This is a genomic window from Pseudomonas cichorii (assembly GCF_015471405.1).
Taxonomy (GTDB): Bacteria; Pseudomonadota; Gammaproteobacteria; order Pseudomonadales; family Pseudomonadaceae; genus Aquipseudomonas; species Aquipseudomonas serbiensis.
On record NZ_BLVZ01000003.1, the window covers coordinates 416,110 to 436,517 of the forward strand.

A 20,408-nucleotide genomic window follows, 5' to 3' on the forward strand; every position below is an offset into this window, starting at 1 on the left:
ACAGCGTGCCCGGCACGCTGTCGGCGCTATGGGATTAAATCAGTCGCGCATCGGGCCTGGCGCAATCACTTCACGTGAGCCGTTGGTATTCATGGCCGTCACGACACCCGCCATTTCCATCGCCTCGATCATCCGCGCAGCACGGTTGTAGCCAATCTTGAGTTTACGCTGCACGGCTGAAATCGATGCACGACGGCTTTCAAGAACGAACTTCACTGCCTCGTCATACAAGGCATCGCTCTCGCTGTCTTCACCGCCTTCGCCGCTGCCACCATCGAAGCCGCTACCGGCCTCTTCGACGCCAGCCAGAATATCGTCGTTGTAGTTTGGCGTGCCACGCATTTTCCAGGCCTCCACGACACGGTGGACTTCCTCGTCGGAAACGAACGCGCCATGCACACGAATCGGCAGGCTGGTGCCCGGCGGCATGTACAGCATGTCACCATGACCCAGCAGTTGCTCGGCGCCACCCTGATCGATGATGGTGCGCGAGTCGATCTTGCTCGACACCTGGAAGGCCATGCGCGTCGGGATGTTGGCCTTGATAAGACCGGTGATGACGTCCACCGACGGGCGCTGGGTTGCCAGGATCAGGTGAATACCGGCTGCCCGCGCCTTTTGCGCGATACGGGCAATGAGCTCTTCGACCTTCTTGCCGACAATCATCATCATGTCGGCGAACTCATCGACCACCACCACGATGGTCGGCAAGGTGGTGAGCAACGGTGCTTCGTCATGGATGCTTTCACGACGATACATCGGGTCGGAAATCGGGTTGCCCTCTTCCTCGGCGTCCTTGATCTTGCGGTTGAAGCCGGCAAGGTTACGCACGCCCATGGCCGCCATCAGCTTGTAACGACGCTCCATCTCGGCAACGCTCCAACGCAAGGCGTTGGCCGCATCCTTCATGTCGGTCACGACCGGGCACAGCAGGTGTGGAATGCCTTCGTAGATCGACAATTCAAGCATTTTCGGGTCGATCATGATCAGCTTGGCGTCTTCCGGGCCAGACTTGAACAGGATCGACAGGATCATGGCGTTCACACCCACGGACTTACCGGAACCGGTCGTACCGGCCACCAGCAGGTGAGGCATCTTCGCCAGATCGGTAATGACCGGACGACCACCGATGTCATGCCCGAGCGCCAGGGTAACCGGCGACTTGGCATTGTCGTACTCGGGCGAGGACAACACTTCGGAGAACCGCACGATCTGCCGGTCTTCGTTGGGGATTTCGATACCGACCGTCGTCTTGCCCGGAATCACCTCGACCACCCGCACGCTGGTCACGGCCAGGGAACGGGCAAGGTCCTTGGCAAGGTTGGCGATACGGCTGACCTTGACCCCGGCGGCAGGCTGGATTTCGTAGCGTGTAATGACCGGCCCGGGATGGATGGAGTCCACCGAAACCTCGACGCCGAACTCCTTGAGCTTGATTTCCAGCAGGTGCCCCACCGCCGCCAGCGATTCGGGCGAATAGTTGAGCTGCTTCTTTTCGGCCGGATCGAGAATCGAGATAGGCGGCAAGGTGCCTTCGATGGCACTGTCGACAAACAACGGCACCTGTTTCTCTTTCTGGACACGCTTGCTCGGCTCGGGCGCCTTCGCAGGCGCAGGAGCAATGACCGCTGGCACGTGTTTTTCGCGCTCGGTCATGTGCTTGCTCAGGGATTCCTCGCGCTCGATCAGACGCTCCCGGGCCTTGACCTGCTCACGACGGTCGCTGACGACAGGCGCTACGACCTCGTCGACCCGCATATCGACTTCACGCAACTGCGCAACCATCTGCTTGCGCTCGGTACGAGCGATCCACCAGCGGTTGGCGGCACTCTGGATAAGCTCGAAAAGATCGAGGGTGATCTTGCCGGTCACATCCATGACCTTGAACCAGGACAGGTCGGTAAACACCGTCAGACCGAACAGGAACAAGGCAATGAACAGCAATGTGCTGCCCTGGATATTGAGGGCTTTCTTGGCCAGATCGCCAAGCACTTCCCCCAGCACTCCGCCCGCAGAGCCAGGAAAGCCCGCCGCGAAATGGAAATGGATATGCGCCAGCGCCGCACCCGCAAGCACCAGGAATACCAGGCCGATCAGGCGCCAGGAGAACAGCCAGCCACTCCACTGCCACGGTTCATGACGCTGACTGAAGACCTGCCAGGCCTTGATGGCCAGCAACAACGGAAAGATGTAGGCGAAATAGCCCAGAACCATGAACAGGATATCGGCACAAAAGGCACCCGCACGGCCTGCGGCGTTCTGGACCTGCGCGGAGCTGCTGGTATGGCTCCAGCCCGGATCGTTCTGATCGTAGGTCAACAGAGCCATCATCAGGTACAGGCACAAGGCACCAAAGGCGATCAGTGCACCTTCCTTGAGCCGATAATGCAGTTGCTGCCGCCAGAGCGGCACAGAGCTGGGTGCTGTGGTGGATTTTTTCAAAACGCTTTATTTCCTGCGCTCAAGCGCGAACATCTCGTTGATTGACTATGCACGGCTGTTGAATAGTATCGACTGACTCCAGCCGAAAACGGGATCGCGAACCTCTGAAACACCCGCAGAACAGATGACCTGAATGATAACGCGCAAAGCTGGCATTGTACGGCTTTGTAAGTCCCGAGGTCTGTAGGAAAACTCGCCACATCGGCTTTTAACGCCCCATGATCGACGTTTTCAGCCAAAGATCGGAGCCCACAGGCCAAAGCCTTTTTCATGATGCTCAATTTGAGCATGCATTCTCTTTTGTGACAAAGGCTTATGACGTGATTCTATCAGCGAGACAGAGCATGAGAGGCTATCCGCCTGCCATCTTTTACCCGCACTACCGAAACATTGTGACACGCACCATAATGGCGATCGTTTGTGACCGCATTTATCGTACAGAGTTGCACGTCACACACCTGCGTGCCCTCCCCTACCGCGAAGTTCTGATGCCATGCTGACCTGGTTGCAACGCAACAGCCTTGTTTTCCCACCACTGGAAAAAGCCCTGCGCGAACCCAACGGCCTGCTGGCCGCGGGCGGCGACTTGTCCGCCGACAGGCTGATACAGGCTTACCGGCATGGCTGCTTTCCGTGGTTTCAGGACGGGCAACCCATTCTCTGGTGGTCACCCGACCCACGTACCGTATTGCCGCCGAGCGAGATACATGTGTCGCGCAGCCTGGGCAAACTCATGCGCCAGGGGCGTTACAAGGTGACGTTCGACCAGGACTTCGCAGCGGTCATCCAGGCCTGCGCCGAACCTCGCAGCTACGCCAACGAAACCTGGATCACCCGCTCGATGCAGGAGGCCTACATGGAACTGCATCAGCGTGGACACGCACACAGCGTCGAGGTCTGGGAGCAGGACAAGCTGGTTGGCGGGCTTTACGGCCTGGCCATGGGGCAGCTGTTTTTTGGCGAATCCATGTTCAGCCGTGCCGATAACGCATCGAAGGTCGGCTTCGCCACGCTGGTGGAACGCCTGCATGCCTGGGGGTTTGTGTTGATCGACTGCCAGATGCCCACACAGCACCTGCACAGCTTCGGTGCCCGCTCGATCCCGCGCCAGACATTTGCCGACTACCTGCAACAACACCTGGATCAACCCAATAACGCCGACTGGTTGCCTAGTCGAGTTTGAAAGGCTGGCATACACTCTTATTCATGGATTCTGATAACGGGGGCGATCATGACAGAGCTGGCGCGGCTTAAGTTTTATGCCACTCAACCCCATACCTGCAGTTACCTGCCTGAAGAGCAGGCGACCACGCTGTTCCTCGACCCCAGCCAGCCAATGGACGTTCAGGTCTATGCCGACCTGTCTGACATGGGCTTTCGCCGCAGCGGCGACCACCTCTATCGTCCACACTGCCAGAACTGCAGTGCCTGCGTACCGGCACGCATCCCGGTGAGCATTTTCGTTCCGGACAGACAGCAGAAGCGCATCCTGAAACGCAACGCCGACATTGAGGTACGCCGGGCAAAGCCGGTTTTCACCGAGGAGTACTTCGACCTCTACCAGCGTTATATCGAACAGCGGCATGCCGATGGAGACATGTTCCCGCCCAGTCGCGACCAGTTCTCCACTTTTCTGGTCCGTGACCTGCCCTTCTCGCGATTTTATGAGTTCCGGGCAGACCAGCGCCTGCTGGCGGTCGCCGTGACCGACCTGCTGCCCAATGGTCTTTCTGCGGTCTACACCTTCTACGAACCGGATGAAGAGCGGCGCAGCCTGGGACGTTATGCCATTTTGTGGCAGATCGCCGAAGCAGCCAGACTCCAGTTGCATGCCGTGTATCTGGGATACTGGATCAAGAACTGCAAAAAGATGAATTACAAGACTCAATATCGCCCTATCGAGCTGCTAACCAATCAAAGATGGGTCACTCTGTATTGAAGCCCTTGGCTTAAAGTGGTTTTTTCGGGCACAATGCACGCCGCTTTTGCCTGGCGCCACTTGCACCGGGCCACTCATTTGTATACCGAGGGCTTTACTGCATGTCGAAAGAAGACAGCTTCGAAATGGAAGGCACTGTCGTCGACACCCTGCCCAACACCATGTTTCGTGTGGAGTTGGAAAACGGGCACGTCGTAACCGCGCATATCTCCGGCAAGATGCGCAAGAACTACATCCGTATTCTTACCGGTGACAAGGTCCGCGTCGAACTGACGCCTTATGACCTGAGCAAAGGGCGTATCACCTACCGCGCCCGCTAAGCTAGTACTGACAAAAACGCCCGGCATATGCCGGGCGTTTTTGTTTGTTCGTTTGCCTGACACCCATTGCTGAGTGTCAGGGCAAGACTACCGTCAAGCCATCTCGGCAGTTGTCTCGAAATCAAAGGTGATCTCACCATCCTTGATATCGACATGCACAACGCCACCGTGCTCCGACAACTCACCGAACAGGATCTCCTCAGCCAGGGGACGCTTGATCTTGTCCTGGATAAGGCGAGCCATTGGTCGAGCGCCCATCGCGGCATCGTAGCCACCTTGCGCCAGCCAGCTTCTGGCAGCGTCGGAGACTTCGAGCAGCACACGCTTGTCTTCCAGTTGCGCCTGAAGCTCGGTAAGGAACTTGTCGACCACGCTCTTGATGACTTCGTGGCTGAGACGGCCAAACTGGATGATGGTGTCCAGACGGTTGCGGAACTCCGGCGTGAAACTCTTCTTGATCACTTCCATTGCATCGGACGAGTGGTCCTGATGCGTGAAACCGATCGAAGCCCGCGCTGCCGACTCGGCACCTGCGTTGGTGGTCATGATGACGATCACATTGCGGAAATCCGCCTTGCGCCCGTTGTTATCGGTGAGCGTACCGTGGTCCATGACCTGCAAGAGCAGGTTGAAGACTTCAGGATGCGCCTTTTCGATTTCATCGAGCAGCAATACGCAATGCGGCTGACGGGTGATGGCCTCGGTAAGAAGACCGCCCTGATCGAAACCGACATAGCCCGGAGGCGCACCGATCAGACGCGAAACGGTATGACGCTCCATGTATTCGGACATGTCGAAGCGAATCAGCTCGACGCCCAGAGCCTTGGCCAACTGACGCGCCGCTTCCGTCTTGCCGACGCCGGTAGGCCCGGCAAACAGGAAGGAACCCACGGGTTTGTCAGGTGACTTCAGCCCGGCACGAGACAGCTTGATTGCCGTGGACAGCGAGTCGATAGCTGCATCCTGGCCAAAGACGGTGAGCTTGAGATCGCGCTCCAGATTACGCAGCAGCTCCTTGTCGGAACTGTTGACGTGTTTCGGGGGAATACGCGCGATTTTCGCGACGATATCTTCGACCTGCGGCACATCGATGCACTTGACCCGACGCTCGGCCGGTTGCAGGCGCTGGAAGGCACCGGCTTCGTCGATGACGTCAATCGCCTTGTCCGGCATATGCCGATCATTGATGTAGCGAGAGGCCAGCTCGGCAGCGGCGCGCAACGCTTCGTCGCTGTACTCGATGCTGTGATGCTGCTCGAAGCGCCCCTTGAGCCCTCTGAGGATACCAATCGTATCCTCGACCGACGGCTCGGAGACATCGACTTTCTGGAAGCGACGCGCCAGGGCGCGATCCTTCTCGAAAATCCCGCGGAACTCCTGGAAGGTGGTAGAGCCGATGCAACGGATATCGCCGGAAGACAGCAGCGGCTTGAGCAGGTTGGAAGCATCCATCACCCCGCCAGAAGCTGCACCCGCACCGATGATGGTATGAATCTCATCGATGAACAGGATGGCATGAGGCCGCTTGCGCAGTTCATTGAGCAGCGCCTTGAAACGCTTCTCGAAATCACCGCGATATTTGGTACCCGCCAGCAATGCTCCCAGATCAAGGGAGTAGACGACGCTGCTGGCCAACAGATCCGGCACCTGATTGTCGACGATACGCTTGGCCAGCCCTTCGGCGATGGCCGTCTTGCCAACACCCGCCTCACCCACCAGCAGAGGGTTGTTCTTGCGACGACGGGCGAGAATCTGAGCAACGCGCTCGACCTCACTCTCACGCCCGACCAGAGGGTCGATTCGCCCCTGGCGCGCCAGTTCGTTCAGGTTGCTTGCATAGGCATCCAGAGGATTGCCTGAGGAAGAAGCCTCGCCACCCTCGTCGTCCTGCATATCCTGCTCACCTTCAGAAGAGTGTTCGCCATGCCCTGGAACCTTGGAGATACCATGGGCGATGTAATTGACGACATCAATCCGGGCCACGCTCTGCTGCTTGAGCAAGAAGACGGCCTGGCTTTCCTGCTCACTGAAAATCGCAACCAGCACATTGGCACCGGTAACTTCACGCTTGCCGGAACTCTGTACATGGAAGACTGCACGTTGCAACACGCGCTGGAACCCTAGCGTCGGCTGGGTTTCACGATCCTCGTCATGGACGGGGATCAGTGGAGTTGTGGAGTCGATGAACTCCTGCAGATCATGCTTGAGCTTATCGAGGTTTGCGCCGCAGGCACGCAAGACAGTGGCTGCAGCCTCATTATCCAATAGAGCCAGCAGGAGGTGCTCGACCGTCATGAATTCATGACGTTTTGAGCGAGCTTCCTTGAAGGCAAGATTGAGGGTGACTTCGAGCTCACGGTTTAACATAGCTTCACCTCATACCCAAGTGGCCGGCGTTTAACCGTCCTTCTCGATCTCACAGAGTAGTGGATGCTGGCTTTCCCGGGCGTATTGATTGACCTGCATTGCCTTGGTTTCGGCTATGTCGCGGGTAAACAATCCGCATACTGCCCGCCCCTCTGTATGGACGGCCAGCATGACCTTGGTGGCCAGCTCACGATTCAGGTTGAAAAACACCTCAAGAACTTCGACGACGAAATCCATAGGGGTGTAATCATCGTTAAACAAAACCACCTTGTACATTGGTGGCGCCTGCAGGGTGGGCTTGGCGTCCTGCAACGCAATGCCAGCTGAGTCGTCCTCGTGTGACTGTGGACCGTCCTGATTGAATGTTAGTCGAATCTTGCTGATTGCATGCATGGTAAAGAAAGGTTCGTATAAAGAGCGGGTTGAATAATTTAGTCGCAGCATGACCGGTTTTCACATCGACCGCCGCATGACCTTGACTATCAGCTAATCGGTGTTACAAACAATAGAGCCCACATTGGGTAAAAAGGGTCCGCGCAGTCAACCAAAATTTTTTTTAGGCCAGGCGGATTGAGGTGGATGATACTCCAGACGGAGTCCTTTGCAGAGGGATATGGCTATGCTCAGTGGTAAAGTCAAGTGGTTCAATAATGCAAAAGGCTATGGATTTATTCTTGCCGATGGCAGAGATGAAGATCTGTTTGCTCATTATTCAGCCATACAAATGGATGGCTACAAAACGCTCAAGGCAGGCCAACCGGTCCAATTTGAGATCATTCAAGGGCCAAAGGGATTACATGCCGTGAATATCTCGTCTGCGTCCACAGCTACTGTTCCAACATCCGCAGATGCTTCAAGCGCAGCACAAAAGCCAGCTAATGTGTCGGCCTGAAGCAGACCACCACAGACGCCAGCCATGAAAGAAACAGCCAGTTCAGGATGACTGAACTGGCTGCTGCACGGCAGCGGTTGCTCACATGTGCGCAATCAGGGCATCGCCGAACGCCGATGACGAGAGCAGCGTCGCGCCCTCCATCAAACGCTCGAAATCATAAGTAACAGTTTTAGCGGCAATCGCGCCATTGGTGCCCTTTATAACCAGATCGGCAGCCTCGACCCACCCCATGTGCCGCAGCATCATTTCGGCAGACAGAATCAAGGATCCCGGATTGACCTGATCCTTACCGGCATATTTTGGCGCCGTACCATGCGTCGCCTCGAACATCGCCACGGTATCCGAGAGATTGGCACCTGGCGCAATCCCGATGCCTCCAACCTCGGCAGCCAGCGCGTCGGAAAGGTAATCCCCATTGAGATTAAGCGTTGCAATGACATCGTATTCGGCCGGACGCAGCAGGATCTGCTGAAGCATCGCATCGGCGATGGCATCCTTGACGATCACATCCTTGCCGGTACGAGTATTGGTGAACTGCATCCAGGGGCCACCATCGAGCAGGGTCGCACCAAATTCCTCGGCGGCAACCTCATAAGCCCACTCCTTGAAGGCGCCTTCGGTAAATTTCATGATGTTGCCTTTATGCACGATGGTCAGCGAGTCGCGATCATTGTCGACCACATACTGCAACGCCTTGCGCGCCAGACGCCGGGTACCCTCTCGGGAAACAGGCTTGACCCCGATACCGCAATCCTGATCAAAGCGGATTTTCGTGACCCCCATCTCCTCCTTCAGAAAACGGATGACTTTGGTCGCTTCGGGAGATCCTGCCTTCCATTCAATCCCGGCATAAATATCTTCGGAGTTTTCACGAAAGATCGTCATGTTCACATCGCCGGGCTTCTTGACCGGGCTGGGCACGCCCTCGAACCATCGCACCGGCCGCAGGCAGACATACAGGTCCAGTTGCTGGCGCAAGGCAACGTTCAGCGAACGAATGCCGCCACCGACCGGTGTGGTCAGAGGCCCCTTGATGGAAACCACGTACTCCCTCACAGCATCCAGCGTTTCCTGGGGCAGCCAGGTGTCCGGGTCGTAAATCCGGGTCGCCTTCTCTCCGGCATAGACCTCCATCCATGAAATCCTGCGTGTATCGCCATATGCCTTGCTGACTGCCGCATCCACCACCTTGATCATGACGGGCGTGATATCGATGCCAATGCCATCCCCCTCGATGAAGGGAATGATCGGATTATCGGGAACGTTCAGGGAGTGGTCTGCGTTGACAGTGATCTTCTCACCGACGGCGGGAATTATTGTTTTTTGATATGCCATGCGGGACTCCGGTGCGGGCTGAGTGGACATCCTGACAGCCATTGAGCCTAGTCAACCCCACAGGCACAGGCAAAGCCCGCCAGTCCGAAGACCCCGAAAAGCCCCGAAAGCCTTGGTTTTGAGCCTGTTCGTTCGACCAACGGCGAATAGTCGCCATTCGATAGCACGCATAGCATTAATGCTTGGCGCCAAGGGTTTGATATACTCGCGACGTGACCGCAGAGTCATAAAGGCCGAAGCCTCTGGAATGAGACTTTCAGCTTTATATATGCGTCGGGCTGCTACCCCGCCCGACAGCTTGACGCTCGACTGATGCACCTAACATCACCGCGAATAAACCTCGACTTGTGCCCATGACAGAACTTTGGGCAAGAGTGCATACCCTGCGCGTATCGAGATTTTGTGCATGCTCAGCAAAACAGAGAGTTAATACCAATGTCCAACCGCTCGAAGATCATCTACACCTTCACTGACGAAGCTCCAGCCCTCGCCACCTACTCGCTTCTGCCAATCATCGAAGCATTTACAGCCTCTTCCGATATCGACGTCGAAACACGTGATATCTCACTGGCGGGCCGTGTTCTTTCCAGCTTCCCCGAATCGCTTGGCGCCGATCAGCAAGTGCCGGATCATCTCGCCGAGTTGGGCAAACTGGCTACAACGCCAGAAGCCAACATCATCAAGCTGCCGAACATCAGCGCCTCGGTCCCTCAATTGAAGGCGACCATCAAAGAGCTGCAGGAACAGGGCTTCAAGATCCCGGACTACCCGGAAGCGCCGTCCACCGACGCGGAAAAAGAAACCCGCGCACGTTACGACAAGGTCAAGGGCAGCGCCGTGAACCCGGTTCTGCGTGAAGGCAACTCCGACCGCCGCGCACCGCTTTCGGTCAAGAACTACGCTCGCAAGCACCCGCACAAGATGGGCGCATGGGCTGCCGACTCCAAGGCGCACGTTGCCCACATGAGCAGCGGCGACTTCTACGGCAGCGAAAAAGCCGCTCTGATCGAAGCAGACAACAGCGTCAAGATCGAACTGATCGCCAAGGACGGTACCGCTACCGTTCTCAAAGAGAAAACCAGCGTCAAGGCTGGCGAAGTGATCGATTGCTCGGTCATGAGCAAGAAAGCCCTGCGCAGCTTCATTGCCGCTGAAATCGAAGACGCCCGGAAACAAGGCGTTCTGTTCTCGGTGCATTTGAAAGCCACCATGATGAAGATCTCCGATCCGATCATGTTCGGCCAGATCGTCGACGAGTTCTACAAGGATGCGCTGACCAAGCACGCAGACACCCTGAAAGAAATCGGCTTCAGCCTGAACAACGGCATCGGCGATCTGTATGACCGCATCGGCGCCCTGCCAGCTGAAAAACAAGCTGAAATCAAGGCTGATATCCAGGCGGTCTACGCCACTCGCCCACAACTGGCGATGGTCAACTCCGACAAAGGCATCACCAACCTGCACGTACCGAGCGACGTCATCGTCGACGCTTCGATGCCTGCAATGATCCGTGACTCCGGCAAGATGTGGGGCACCGACGGTCAACTGCACGATGCCAAGGCCGTTATCCCGGATCGTTGCTATGCGACCATCTACCAGGCCGTCATCGAAGACTGCAAGAAAAACGGCGCCTTCGATCCGACCACCATGGGCAGCGTACCTAACGTTGGCCTGATGGCTCAGAAAGCCGAAGAGTACGGCTCTCACGACAAGACCTTCCACATCAAGACCGATGGCGTGGTCCGCGTGACCGACAGCCAGGGCAACCTGCTGATGGAACAGAACGTCGAAACCGGCGATATCTGGCGCATGTGCCAGGCCAAGGACGCGCCGATCCAGGACTGGGTCAAACTGGCCGTCAACCGTTCGCGCGCCAGCAACACTCCAGCCGTTTTCTGGCTCGACCCGGCACGCGCCCACGACAGCGTCATGATCGAGAAAGTCCAGAAGTACCTGCGCGACCACGACACTTCGGGCCTGGACATCCAGATCCTGTCGCCGGTCGAAGCCATGAAGTTGACCCTGGAGCGCACCCGCGCCGGTAAAGACACCATCTCGGTGACCGGTAACGTACTGCGCGACTACCTGACCGACCTGTTCCCGATCATGGAACTGGGCACAAGCGCCAAGATGCTGTCGATCGTGCCGCTGATGAATGGTGGTGGCCTGTTCGAAACCGGCGCTGGCGGTTCGGCTCCGAAGCACGTTCAGCAATTCGTCGAAGAGAACTTCCTGCGCTGGGATTCCCTGGGTGAGTTCCTGGCCCTGGCCGCTTCGCTTGAGCACCTGGGCAATGCCTACAACAACCCGAAAGCCCTGGTTCTGTCCAAGACCCTGGATCAGGCTACCGGCGAGTTCCTGGACCGTAACAAGTCGCCTTCGCGTAAAGTCGGCAGCATCGACAACCGCGGCAGCCACTTCTACCTGACCCTGTTCTGGGCACAGGCTCTGGCCGCTCAAAACGACGACGCCGCCCTCAAGGCGCAGTTCAGCCCGCTGGCCAAGACACTGACCGACAACGAAGAGAAAATCGTTGCCGAGCTCAACGCTGTCCAGGGCAAACCAGTGGAAATCGGTGGTTACTACTTCACCAACCCTGAGCTGACCAGCAAAGCCATGCGCCCTAGCGCAACCTTGAACGCCGCAATCGCTGCGTTGTAAGTGGCAAACCGGTCAGACACATGACCTGCAAAAGCCCCGGCCACGCACCGGGGCTTTTGTATTTCAGGGCCGAGAAAATTCAAAGGTCATCAATCACTTTGTGGGAGGCAGCTTGCTGGCGACTTCAGCGTACAGGCGCAGAATATCTGCCGGTTTCACAGGCCTTTTCGCCAGCAAGCTGCCTCCTACCCCCATACACGAGTAGCAACATTATGGAATGGCAAGCCCACGTTACCGTCGCCACCATCGTCGAAGATCAGGGCCGCTTCCTGTTTGTCGAAGAGATCAAGGGCGGACAAGCAGTACTCAACCAACCCGCCGGCCATCTGGACCCGAACGAAAGCCTGCAACACGCGGCCGTGCGCGAAACCCTGGAAGAAACCGGCTGGAACGTCGAACTGACCAGCGTGATCGGCATTTATCTGTACACCGCGCCCAGCAATGGCGTGACTTACCAACGCATCTGCTTTGCCGCCAAGGCCCTGCGCCATCATCCCGAGTACGCGCTGGACGAAGGCATTGTCGGCCCGGTCTGGCTGACACGCGACGAACTCCTGACCCAGCAGCATCGCTGGCGCAGCGAGCTGGTCCTGCGCTGTGTCGATGATTATCTGAATGGCGAACACTTCAGTCTTGCCTTGCTGCGCGACAAGGCGTGAGACTCGACGCCCACAGCCTGATAGAATCGCGTCCTTTTCAAGGCCACCCATTGAACTCCCATGCGTGATCCAGCCCACTGCAACCCAGAAAACAAGCGCGTCATAGTCGGCATGTCCGGCGGCGTGGACTCATCCGTTTCCGCTGTCCTGCTCATGGAGCAGGGTTATCAGGTGGAAGGCTTGTTCATGAAGAACTGGGAAGAAGACGACGGAACGGAATACTGCACTGCCCGCGAAGACCTGGCAGACGCTCAGGCCGTGTGCGACAAGATTGGCATAAAGCTGCACACCGCCAACTTCGCCGCCGAGTACTGGGATAACGTGTTCGAGCACTTCCTGGAAGAGTACAAGGCAGGCCGCACGCCCAACCCGGACATCCTGTGCAACCGGGAAATCAAGTTCAAGGCCTTCCTTGACTACGCCCTGATGCTCGGCGCCGACCTGATTGCAACCGGACATTATGTACGTCGCCGCGATATCGACGGCCGTACCGAACTGCTCAAAGGCCTGGACCCGAACAAGGACCAGAGCTATTTCCTGCATGCCGTAGGCGGCGAACAGATTGCCAGGACGCTGTTTCCGGTCGGCGAACTGGAAAAGCCCGAGGTGCGTGCCATCGCCGAGAAACACGGCCTGGCGACAGCCAAGAAGAAGGACTCCACCGGCATCTGCTTTATCGGCGAGCGCCGTTTCACGGATTTCCTGCGTCAGTACCTTCCCGCCCAGCCCGGCGAGATCAAGACCACCGAAGGCGAGGTCATCGGCCGCCACAACGGCCTGATGTATCACACCATCGGCCAGCGTCAGGGCCTGGGCATCGGCGGCCTGAAGGATGCGAGCGATGATCCGTGGTATGTACTGGTCAAGGACCTGGAACACAACGAGTTGATCGTCGGCCAGGGCAACGACCATCCATGGTTGTTTTCCCAGGCACTGGTCACCTCGCAGATCTATTGGGTCAACCCGATAGACCTGAGCAACCCGAAGAAACTGACCGCCAAGGTTCGTTATCGCCAGGGCGACCAGCACTGTACGCTGGAAAAGACCGCTGATGGCTACCGCGCCCTATTCGATGAACCGCAGCGCGCCGTGACACCCGGTCAGTCCGTGGTGTTCTATGACGGTGAAATCTGCCTGGGGGGCGGCGTCATTGAAATAGCCGAACCCTGGAAGAGCAAGGACAAGCGTTGATGACCCCAATTCAGGAGCAACTGATCGCTCTGGGCGGCGTATTCCAGGCCGCCATGCTGGTCGACAGGATTGCCAAGACCGGACAGGTCAGCGAAGCCGGGCTGAGCTGCATGCTCGGCAGCCTGCTGGTGCTGGACCCCAAGGACACGCTGGAGGTTTATGGTGGCGACGACCTGAACCTGCGCGAAGGCTACCGCGCCATGGCCAGCGCTCTGGAGCGTGACCCCGCGACCCTGCAGCGCGAGCCTTTGCGCTACGCCCTGTCGATGCTGGGCCTTGAGCGGCAGCTGGCCAAACGGGATGACATGCTGGAAGTGATCGGCAAACGCCTGCCGCAAATCCAGTCCCAGGCGGAGCATTTCGGCATTGCCCATGAAAACGTGATCGCCGCCACCGGCGCGCTTTATCAGGACACCCTGAGCACTCTGCGCCAGCGCATCCAGGTTCATGGCGACATGCGTAACCTGCAGCAACCCAACAACGCCTCGAAGATCCGCGCCCTGTTGCTGGCCGGCATTCGCTCGGCCCGTCTGTGGCGACAAGTTGGCGGTCATCGCTGGCAACTGGTCTTCAACCGACGCAAGTTATTGAAAGAACTCTATTCGCTGATGCACGGCTGACCCGCCACGCAACTGCGACCCTTACCACCCAGGCACGACGCTATCTACGCTGGTCAGTCCGACCCAGTCGGACTGAAATTTCATGTATGATATGCGCCCCTTTTCGTTGCCCGACTGTTCGAGACCACCCCATGCAGCTTTCTTCGCTCACTGCGGTTTCCCCTGTTGATGGCCGCTACGCCGGCAAAACCCAGGCCCTGCGCCCTATTTTCAGCGAATACGGCCTGATCCGCTTTCGCGTGATGGTTGAAGTTCGCTGGCTCCAGCGCCTGGCAGCTCACCCGCAAATCAGCGAAGTACCGCCGTTTTCCGCGCAAGCCAACGCCATCCTCGATGCCCTGGCTGAAGACTTTTCCGTGGAACACGCCGAGCGCGTGAAAGAAATCGAACGCACCACCAACCACGACGTTAAAGCCGTGGAATACCTGCTCAAGGAACAGGCTGCCAAACTGCCTGAGCTGGACAAGGTCAGTGAATTCATCCACTTCGCCTGCACCAGCGAAGACATCAACAACCTGTCCCACGCCCTGATGCTGCGCGAAGGTCGCGACAACGTGATGCTGCCGCTGATGCGCCAGATCGCCGACTCCATCCGCGAACTGGCCCAGCGCTTCGCCGACGTGCCGATGCTGTCGCGCACCCACGGTCAGCCAGCCTCCCCGACCACTCTGGGCAAGGAACTGGCAAACGTCGTCTATCGTCTGGAGCGCCAGATCGCCCAGATCGCCGCAGTTCCCCTGCTCGGCAAGATCAACGGCGCGGTAGGCAACTACAACGCTCACCTGTCGGCCTATGCGGACATCGACTGGGAAGCCAACGCTCGCGCCTTCATCGAAGACGAACTGGGCCTGGGCTTCAACCCGTACACCACCCAGATCGAACCACACGACTACATCGCCGAGCTGTTCGACGCCATTGCCCGCTTCAACACCATCCTGATCGACTTCGATCGCGATATCTGGGGCTACATCTCCCTGGGCTACTTCAAGCAGCGCACCATTGCAGGCGAAATCGGTTCGTCGACCATGCCGCACAAGGTCAACCCGATCGACTTCGAGAACTCCGAAGGCAACCTGGGTATCGCCAACGCACTGTTCCAGCATCTGGCGAGCAAACTGCCGATTTCCCGCTGGCAGCGCGACCTGACCGACTCCACCGTACTGCGCAACCTGGGCGTGGGCTTTGCACACAGCGTTATCGCCTACGAAGCCAGCCTCAAGGGCATCGGCAAGCTGGAACTGAACGAACAGCGCATCGCTGCCGACCTGGACGCATGCTGGGAAGTTCTGGCAGAGCCTATCCAGACCGTAATGCGTCGCTACAACATCGAAAACCCGTACGAAAAACTGAAAGAACTGACACGCGGCAAGGGCATCAGCCCTGAAGCGTTGCAAACTTTCATCGACGGCCTGGACATGCCAGCCGAGGCCAAGGCCGAGCTGAAGAAGCTGACTCCAGCCAATTACATCGGTAATGCCGTGGCGCAAGCCAAGCGTATCTGACAAGTAACACTTTCTGCACACGCCCGGCTGTGCCGGGCGTTTTCATTTCAAGGGCTTACAAATGAATCCTGATATTCCTCTTCAACTTCTGGGCGGCATGAGCGCGCGTGTTTTCCTGCGTGACTACTGGCAGAAAAAGCCCCTCCTGATCCGTCAGGCGCTGCCGGACTTTCAAAGCCCGATCGATCCTGACGAACTGGCTGGCCTGGCCCTGGAAGAAGAAGTCGAATCCCGACTGGTCATCGAAAACGGCGAACGCCCATGGGAATTGCGTCGCGGCCCGTTCACCGAAGACGATTTCAGCAAGATGCCTGAGCGCGAATGGACACTGCTGGTCCAGGCCGTGGATCAATTCGTCCCCGAAGTCAGCGAACTGCTGGAGAACTTCCGCTTCCTGCCAAGCTGGCGTATCGATGACGTCATGATCAGCTACGCCGCACCGGGCGGTAGCGTCGGGCCACACTACGACAATTACGACGTATTCCTGCTGCAGGGTCATGGCAAACGTCACTGGCAGATCGGCCAGATGTGCGACTCCGAAAGCCCGCTGCTCCCTCACGCAGACCTGCGCATCCTTTCGGACTTCCAGATGACTGAAGAGTGGACTCTGGAGCCGGGCGACATGTTGTATCTGCCGCCACGCCTTGCACACAGCGGCGTTGCAGTGGATGACTGCCTGACCTACTCGGTAGGTTTCCGGGCACCGAGCGCTGCGGAAGTGCTGACCCACTTCACCGACTTCCTCAGCCAGTTCATCCCGGATGAAGAGCGTTACACCGACGCCGACGCACAACCGGCCAGCGACCCGCATCAGATCCAGAAAGACGCCCTTGACCGTCTCAAGACACTGCTGGCCGAGCACATGAGCGACGAACGCCTGCTGCTGACCTGGTTTGGCCAGTTCATGACCGAGCCTCGCTACCCGGAGCTGGTCGTCGGCCCGGAACTCGAAGAAGAGGACCTGCTCGACAGCCTGGAACAGGGCGCAGTTCTCATTCGCAACCCAAGCGCACGCCTGGCATGGTCTGAAGTTGATGACGATCTGCTACTGTTCGCCAGTGGCCAAAGTCGTCTTTTGCCGGGCAGCCTGCGCGAACTGCTTAAATTGATTTGTGCGGCCGATTCGCTGCACAGCGAAAACCTCGGCCAATGGTTGGCCGATGAAGAGGGACGCAATCTGATTTGCGAACTCGTAAAACAAGGAAGCCTGGGATTTGCCGATGAATAAAATCACTGTATCCGTCGCGGACTGGCAGAAGAATAACGCCGATATCCGGCGTATTCGTGAAGCCGTGTTCATTGCCGAGCAATCGGTACCACCGGAACTGGAATGGGACTCGGAGGATAGCGACGCCATACATTTTCTGGCCCGTGAAGGCGATTATGCCGTCGGCACTGCCCGACTGCTGCCGGACGGCGAGATCGGCCGCCTGTCGGTCCTCAAGGACTGGCGCGGCCTGAAAGCCGGTGAAATGCTGCTGACCGCCATCCTCGAAGAAGCACAGACCCGTGGCCTGAAGCAGCAGAAGCTCAGTGCGCAGGTTCAGGCCGTTGCGTTCTATCAGCGCTTTGGTTTCACCGTGGTCGGCGACGAGTTTCTCGAAGCCGGGCTGCCGCATATCGATATGGTGCGTCAGGCCTGATCCAGACCGATATGTAGGCGATTTTCAAGGCACTACATAACGTAACGCCCCGCCATTTTCTTGCAGCATGACTATGCTGGAACAGGAAATGCCGGGGCGTTTTGCCATCTGCCAATTCAACTTGCCCCCACCCCTGGCCGACAAAGTGGCACACTCGGTTTTTACGCGCCCCTCGCGGAGATTGGACATGTTGTTACGTACCCTGCTCACTTCATTACTTGTCGCGTTCAGCACCTGTACGCTGGCCGCTACCGAAATCGTACCGCTCAATTACCGCACCAGCGCGGATCTGCTGCCAGTCGCCAAATCCTTTCTGGGAGCGGACGGCTCGGTCAGCGCCTACGGCAACCAACTGATCGTCAATGCCGAATCACGCAAGATCGAAGAACTTCGCGCCCTGATCTCGCAACTGGACACCGCCCCCAAACGCCTGCTCATCAGCGTCGACACCAGTGACAGTGCCGCACGAACCACCAACGGCGGCAATGCAACTCGCATCATCAGCTACGGCACCTCCAGCCGCGATGGCGGCGTACAGCAGGTGCAAGCCACCGAAGGCACGCCTGCACTGATTCAGACAGGCCAGAGCGTACCTCTGACCACCACTCGCACGGACGCTTATGGCTATCCCCAGAGCAATACCGAATATCGCAACGTTACTCAGGGTTTCTACGTCACGGCCAGCGTTACCGGCGATATCGTCCACCTGAACATCAGCACCAATCGAGATCGCCTGAGCCAGGAGCGACCGGACGCCATCAAGGTCCAGAGCACCGACAGCCAGGTCAGCGGACGCCTGGGCGAATGGATCACTCTGGCGGGTTCCAGCGATCAATCGGTGGCTGATCAGCGTGGCATAGCGCAACGCTACTCCACCCAGGGTCGCGACGACATGGTTCTGCGGGTCAAGGTCGAAAGCCTTGAATAATCGGCAATGGCGTGAAAACCGGCACCCACGGGCCTTTTAGTGACCAGACAGTCGCATTGGACCAAAGATGTAGTTCCAATAAAAAAGCACTACAAAACGTTTGACGAGTAAAAAAGAGCGAGGCATGATTGCCTCGCTCCCGCTAATCAGAGGCCTTCAAAAAGCCTCAGGATCGAAGCTCTAAGCCTGAGCCGATTCCCGTCGATATTGCCCACAAGGCTGTTTGACGAGGTTACGACTGGAACGAAGTTGTCCCTGGGGACGGAAGCGTTAGCGGTTGATCGGCAAAGCTTTTCGAGCAAAGCAATAAGGCATCCACGAGCCGGATTGCTCATTCGCGCCGCCACACCTGCGCCTTCCTCTCCCGAGCACTTCGCTCCCCCGTCGCACCGCGCTTATTGCTGACCTCTGACAAGCGAGCAGCCATCTACCGTGCCTTCGATAAACGAGGCGTTTTGGCGGAGCAGGATCTTCCAACCAAAACCTGACAATGAGGTTTATCTCCATGGCACTGACACGCGAACAACAAATAGCGGCTCTCGAGAAAGACTGGGCTGAAAATCCGCGCTGGAAAAACGTGACCCGTACCTATTCTGCTGCTGATGTCGTCCGCCTGCGTGGCTCGGTTCAACCTGAACACACCTTCGCAAAAATGGGCGCCGACAAGCTCTGGAATCTGGTCACGCAAGGTGCCAAGCCGTCTTTCCGCCCAGACAAGGACTTCGTCAACTGCATGGGCGCCCTCACTGGCGGCCAGGCGGTGCAACAGGTCAAGGCAGGCATACAGGCGATCTATCTCTCGGGCTGGCAGGTTGCTGCCGACAACAACTCCGCCGAGTCCATGTACCCCGATCAGTCGCTGTACCCGGTGGACTCGGTTCCGACCGTGGTCAAGCGGATCAACAACTCGTTCCGCCGCGCCGACCAGATCCAGTGGAAAGCGGGCAAGAATCCGGGCGATGAAGGCTATATCGACTATTTTGCGCCCATCGTGGCCGATGCCGAAGCTGGCTTCGGTGGCGTGCTCAACGCCTATGAGCTGATGAAAAGCATGATCGAAGCCGGTGCCGCCGGCGTGCATTTCGAGGACCAACTGGCGTCCGTCAAGAAATGCGGTCATATGGGCGGCAAAGTTCTGGTCCCGACCCAGGAAGCCGTGCAGAAACTGGTTGCCGCTCGCCTGGCTGCTGACGTTGCAGGCGTACCGACCATTATCCTGGCCCGCACCGACGCCAATGCCGCCGACCTGCTGACCTCCGATTGCGACCCTTATGACAAGCCTTTCGTCACCGGAGCCCGTACCCCTGAAGGGTTCTACAAAGTGCGCGCAGGCCTGGACCAGGCCATCTCCCGCGGCCTGGCTTACGCCCCTTATGCGGACCTGATCTGGTGTGAGACTGCCAAGCCGGATCTGGACGAAGCCCGCCGTTTCGCCGAAGCCATCAAGAAGGAGTACCCGGACCAGTTGCTCTCCTACAACTGCTCGCCCTCCTTCAACTGGAAGAAGAACCTGGACGACGCGACCATCGCCAAGTTCCAGCGCGAGCTTTCGGCCATGGGCTACAAACACCAGTTCATCACCCTGGCCGGCATTCACAACATGTGGCACAGCATGTTCAACCTGGCGCACGACTACGCCCGCAACGACATGACTGCCTACGTGAAGCTGCAAGAGCAGGAGTTCGCAGATGCTGCCAAGGGCTATACCTTCGTGGCTCACCAGCAGGAAGTGGGCACCGGGTATTTCGACGACATGACCACCGTGATTCAGGGCGGCACTTCATCGGTCACCGCACTGAAAGGCTCCACCGAGGAAGAGCAGTTCCACTGATCCTTCGTGCAAGGAAACGGACAGGCAGGCCGCCCGATCGGGCGGCCTGTTTTTTCATGTTTCAACGCCGCGCAT

The 20,408-nt window shown here is 57.8% G+C and carries 17 protein-coding genes; 13 read left to right on the forward strand and 4 right to left on the reverse strand.

What is annotated here, in order from left to right:
* Positions 1-39 precede the first annotated feature (39 nt).
* Positions 40-2,442: a DNA translocase FtsK gene (ftsK, locus tag JL015_RS05860; RefSeq protein WP_201003298.1), complete on the reverse strand. Its 2,403-nt coding sequence runs from the start codon at positions 2,440-2,442 to the stop codon at positions 40-42.
* Between the two features lie 493 nt (positions 2,443-2,935).
* Between ftsK and aat the strand changes: the two genes are divergently transcribed.
* The 3 genes from aat (at position 2,936) to infA (ending at position 4,701) form a co-directional block, all read left to right on the forward strand.
* Positions 2,936-3,625, forward strand: a complete 690-nt coding sequence (aat, locus tag JL015_RS05865; RefSeq protein ID WP_201003300.1) for a leucyl/phenylalanyl-tRNA--protein transferase — start codon at positions 2,936-2,938, stop codon at positions 3,623-3,625.
* Positions 3,626-3,673: 48 nt separating this feature from the next.
* Positions 3,674-4,381: an arginyltransferase gene (locus JL015_RS05870; RefSeq protein ID WP_201003302.1), complete on the forward strand. Its 708-nt coding sequence runs from the start codon at positions 3,674-3,676 to the stop codon at positions 4,379-4,381.
* Between the two features lie 101 nt (positions 4,382-4,482).
* Positions 4,483-4,701 carry a translation initiation factor IF-1 gene (gene infA / locus JL015_RS05875; RefSeq protein ID WP_002553999.1) on the forward strand — a complete coding sequence of 73 codons (219 nt, stop codon included), beginning with the start codon at positions 4,483-4,485 and terminating at the stop codon, positions 4,699-4,701.
* Between the two features lie 93 nt (positions 4,702-4,794).
* Here infA and clpA read toward each other — a convergent pair whose 3' ends face one another.
* Together clpA and clpS are read right to left on the reverse strand one after the other, a co-directional pair.
* A complete protein-coding gene (clpA, locus tag JL015_RS05880) occupies positions 4,795-7,068 on the reverse strand; it encodes an ATP-dependent Clp protease ATP-binding subunit ClpA (RefSeq protein WP_201003304.1) in 2,274 nt (757 codons plus the stop codon).
* 30 nt (positions 7,069-7,098) lie between these two features.
* Positions 7,099-7,461, reverse strand: a complete 363-nt coding sequence (gene clpS / locus JL015_RS05885; protein WP_025259492.1) for an ATP-dependent Clp protease adapter ClpS — start codon at positions 7,459-7,461, stop codon at positions 7,099-7,101.
* 226 nt (positions 7,462-7,687) lie between these two features.
* On the opposite strand from clpS, the gene cspD reads away from it, so the two are divergent.
* Positions 7,688-7,960, forward strand: a complete 273-nt coding sequence (cspD, locus tag JL015_RS05890; RefSeq protein ID WP_201003306.1) for a cold shock domain-containing protein CspD — start codon at positions 7,688-7,690, stop codon at positions 7,958-7,960.
* A gap of 81 nt (positions 7,961-8,041) precedes the next feature.
* Here cspD and icd read toward each other — a convergent pair whose 3' ends face one another.
* Positions 8,042-9,298, reverse strand: coding sequence for an NADP-dependent isocitrate dehydrogenase (icd, locus tag JL015_RS05895; RefSeq protein WP_201017795.1), 1,257 nt, complete (start codon positions 9,296-9,298; stop codon positions 8,042-8,044).
* Positions 9,299-9,733: 435 nt separating this feature from the next.
* Between icd and JL015_RS05900 the strand changes: the two genes are divergently transcribed.
* From JL015_RS05900 to aceA, 9 genes are all read left to right on the forward strand, one after another.
* Positions 9,734-11,959: an NADP-dependent isocitrate dehydrogenase gene (locus JL015_RS05900; RefSeq protein WP_201017796.1), complete on the forward strand. Its 2,226-nt coding sequence runs from the start codon at positions 9,734-9,736 to the stop codon at positions 11,957-11,959.
* Positions 11,960-12,171: 212 nt separating this feature from the next.
* Complete coding sequence (locus JL015_RS05905; RefSeq protein WP_201017797.1) at positions 12,172-12,618, forward strand: NUDIX hydrolase; 447 nt, start codon at positions 12,172-12,174, stop codon at positions 12,616-12,618.
* 60 nt (positions 12,619-12,678) lie between these two features.
* A complete protein-coding gene (gene mnmA / locus JL015_RS05910) occupies positions 12,679-13,809 on the forward strand; it encodes a tRNA 2-thiouridine(34) synthase MnmA (protein ID WP_201017798.1) in 1,131 nt (376 codons plus the stop codon).
* Complete coding sequence (gene hflD / locus JL015_RS05915) at positions 13,809-14,429, forward strand: high frequency lysogenization protein HflD (protein ID WP_201017799.1); 621 nt, start codon at positions 13,809-13,811, stop codon at positions 14,427-14,429. The genes mnmA and hflD overlap by 1 nt, the downstream gene beginning before the upstream one ends.
* A gap of 131 nt (positions 14,430-14,560) precedes the next feature.
* Positions 14,561-15,931 (forward strand): adenylosuccinate lyase, encoded by a 1,371-nt coding sequence (gene purB, locus JL015_RS05920; RefSeq protein WP_201017800.1) that lies wholly within the window; start codon positions 14,561-14,563, stop codon positions 15,929-15,931.
* Positions 15,932-15,992: 61 nt separating this feature from the next.
* Positions 15,993-17,159 carry a ribosomal protein uL16 3-hydroxylase gene (locus JL015_RS05925; RefSeq protein ID WP_201003317.1) on the forward strand — a complete coding sequence of 389 codons (1,167 nt, stop codon included), beginning with the start codon at positions 15,993-15,995 and terminating at the stop codon, positions 17,157-17,159.
* Positions 17,152-17,574, forward strand: coding sequence for a GNAT family N-acetyltransferase (locus tag JL015_RS05930; RefSeq protein ID WP_201017801.1), 423 nt, complete (start codon positions 17,152-17,154; stop codon positions 17,572-17,574). Before JL015_RS05925 ends, JL015_RS05930 begins: the two co-directional genes overlap by 8 nt.
* Positions 17,575-17,761: 187 nt before the next feature.
* Complete coding sequence (locus JL015_RS05935) at positions 17,762-18,502, forward strand: secretin N-terminal domain-containing protein (protein WP_201003321.1); 741 nt, start codon at positions 17,762-17,764, stop codon at positions 18,500-18,502.
* Positions 18,503-19,007: 505 nt separating this feature from the next.
* Positions 19,008-20,333, forward strand: a complete 1,326-nt coding sequence (aceA, locus tag JL015_RS05940) for an isocitrate lyase (protein WP_201017802.1) — start codon at positions 19,008-19,010, stop codon at positions 20,331-20,333.
* The last annotated feature ends 75 nt before the right edge of the window (positions 20,334-20,408 follow it).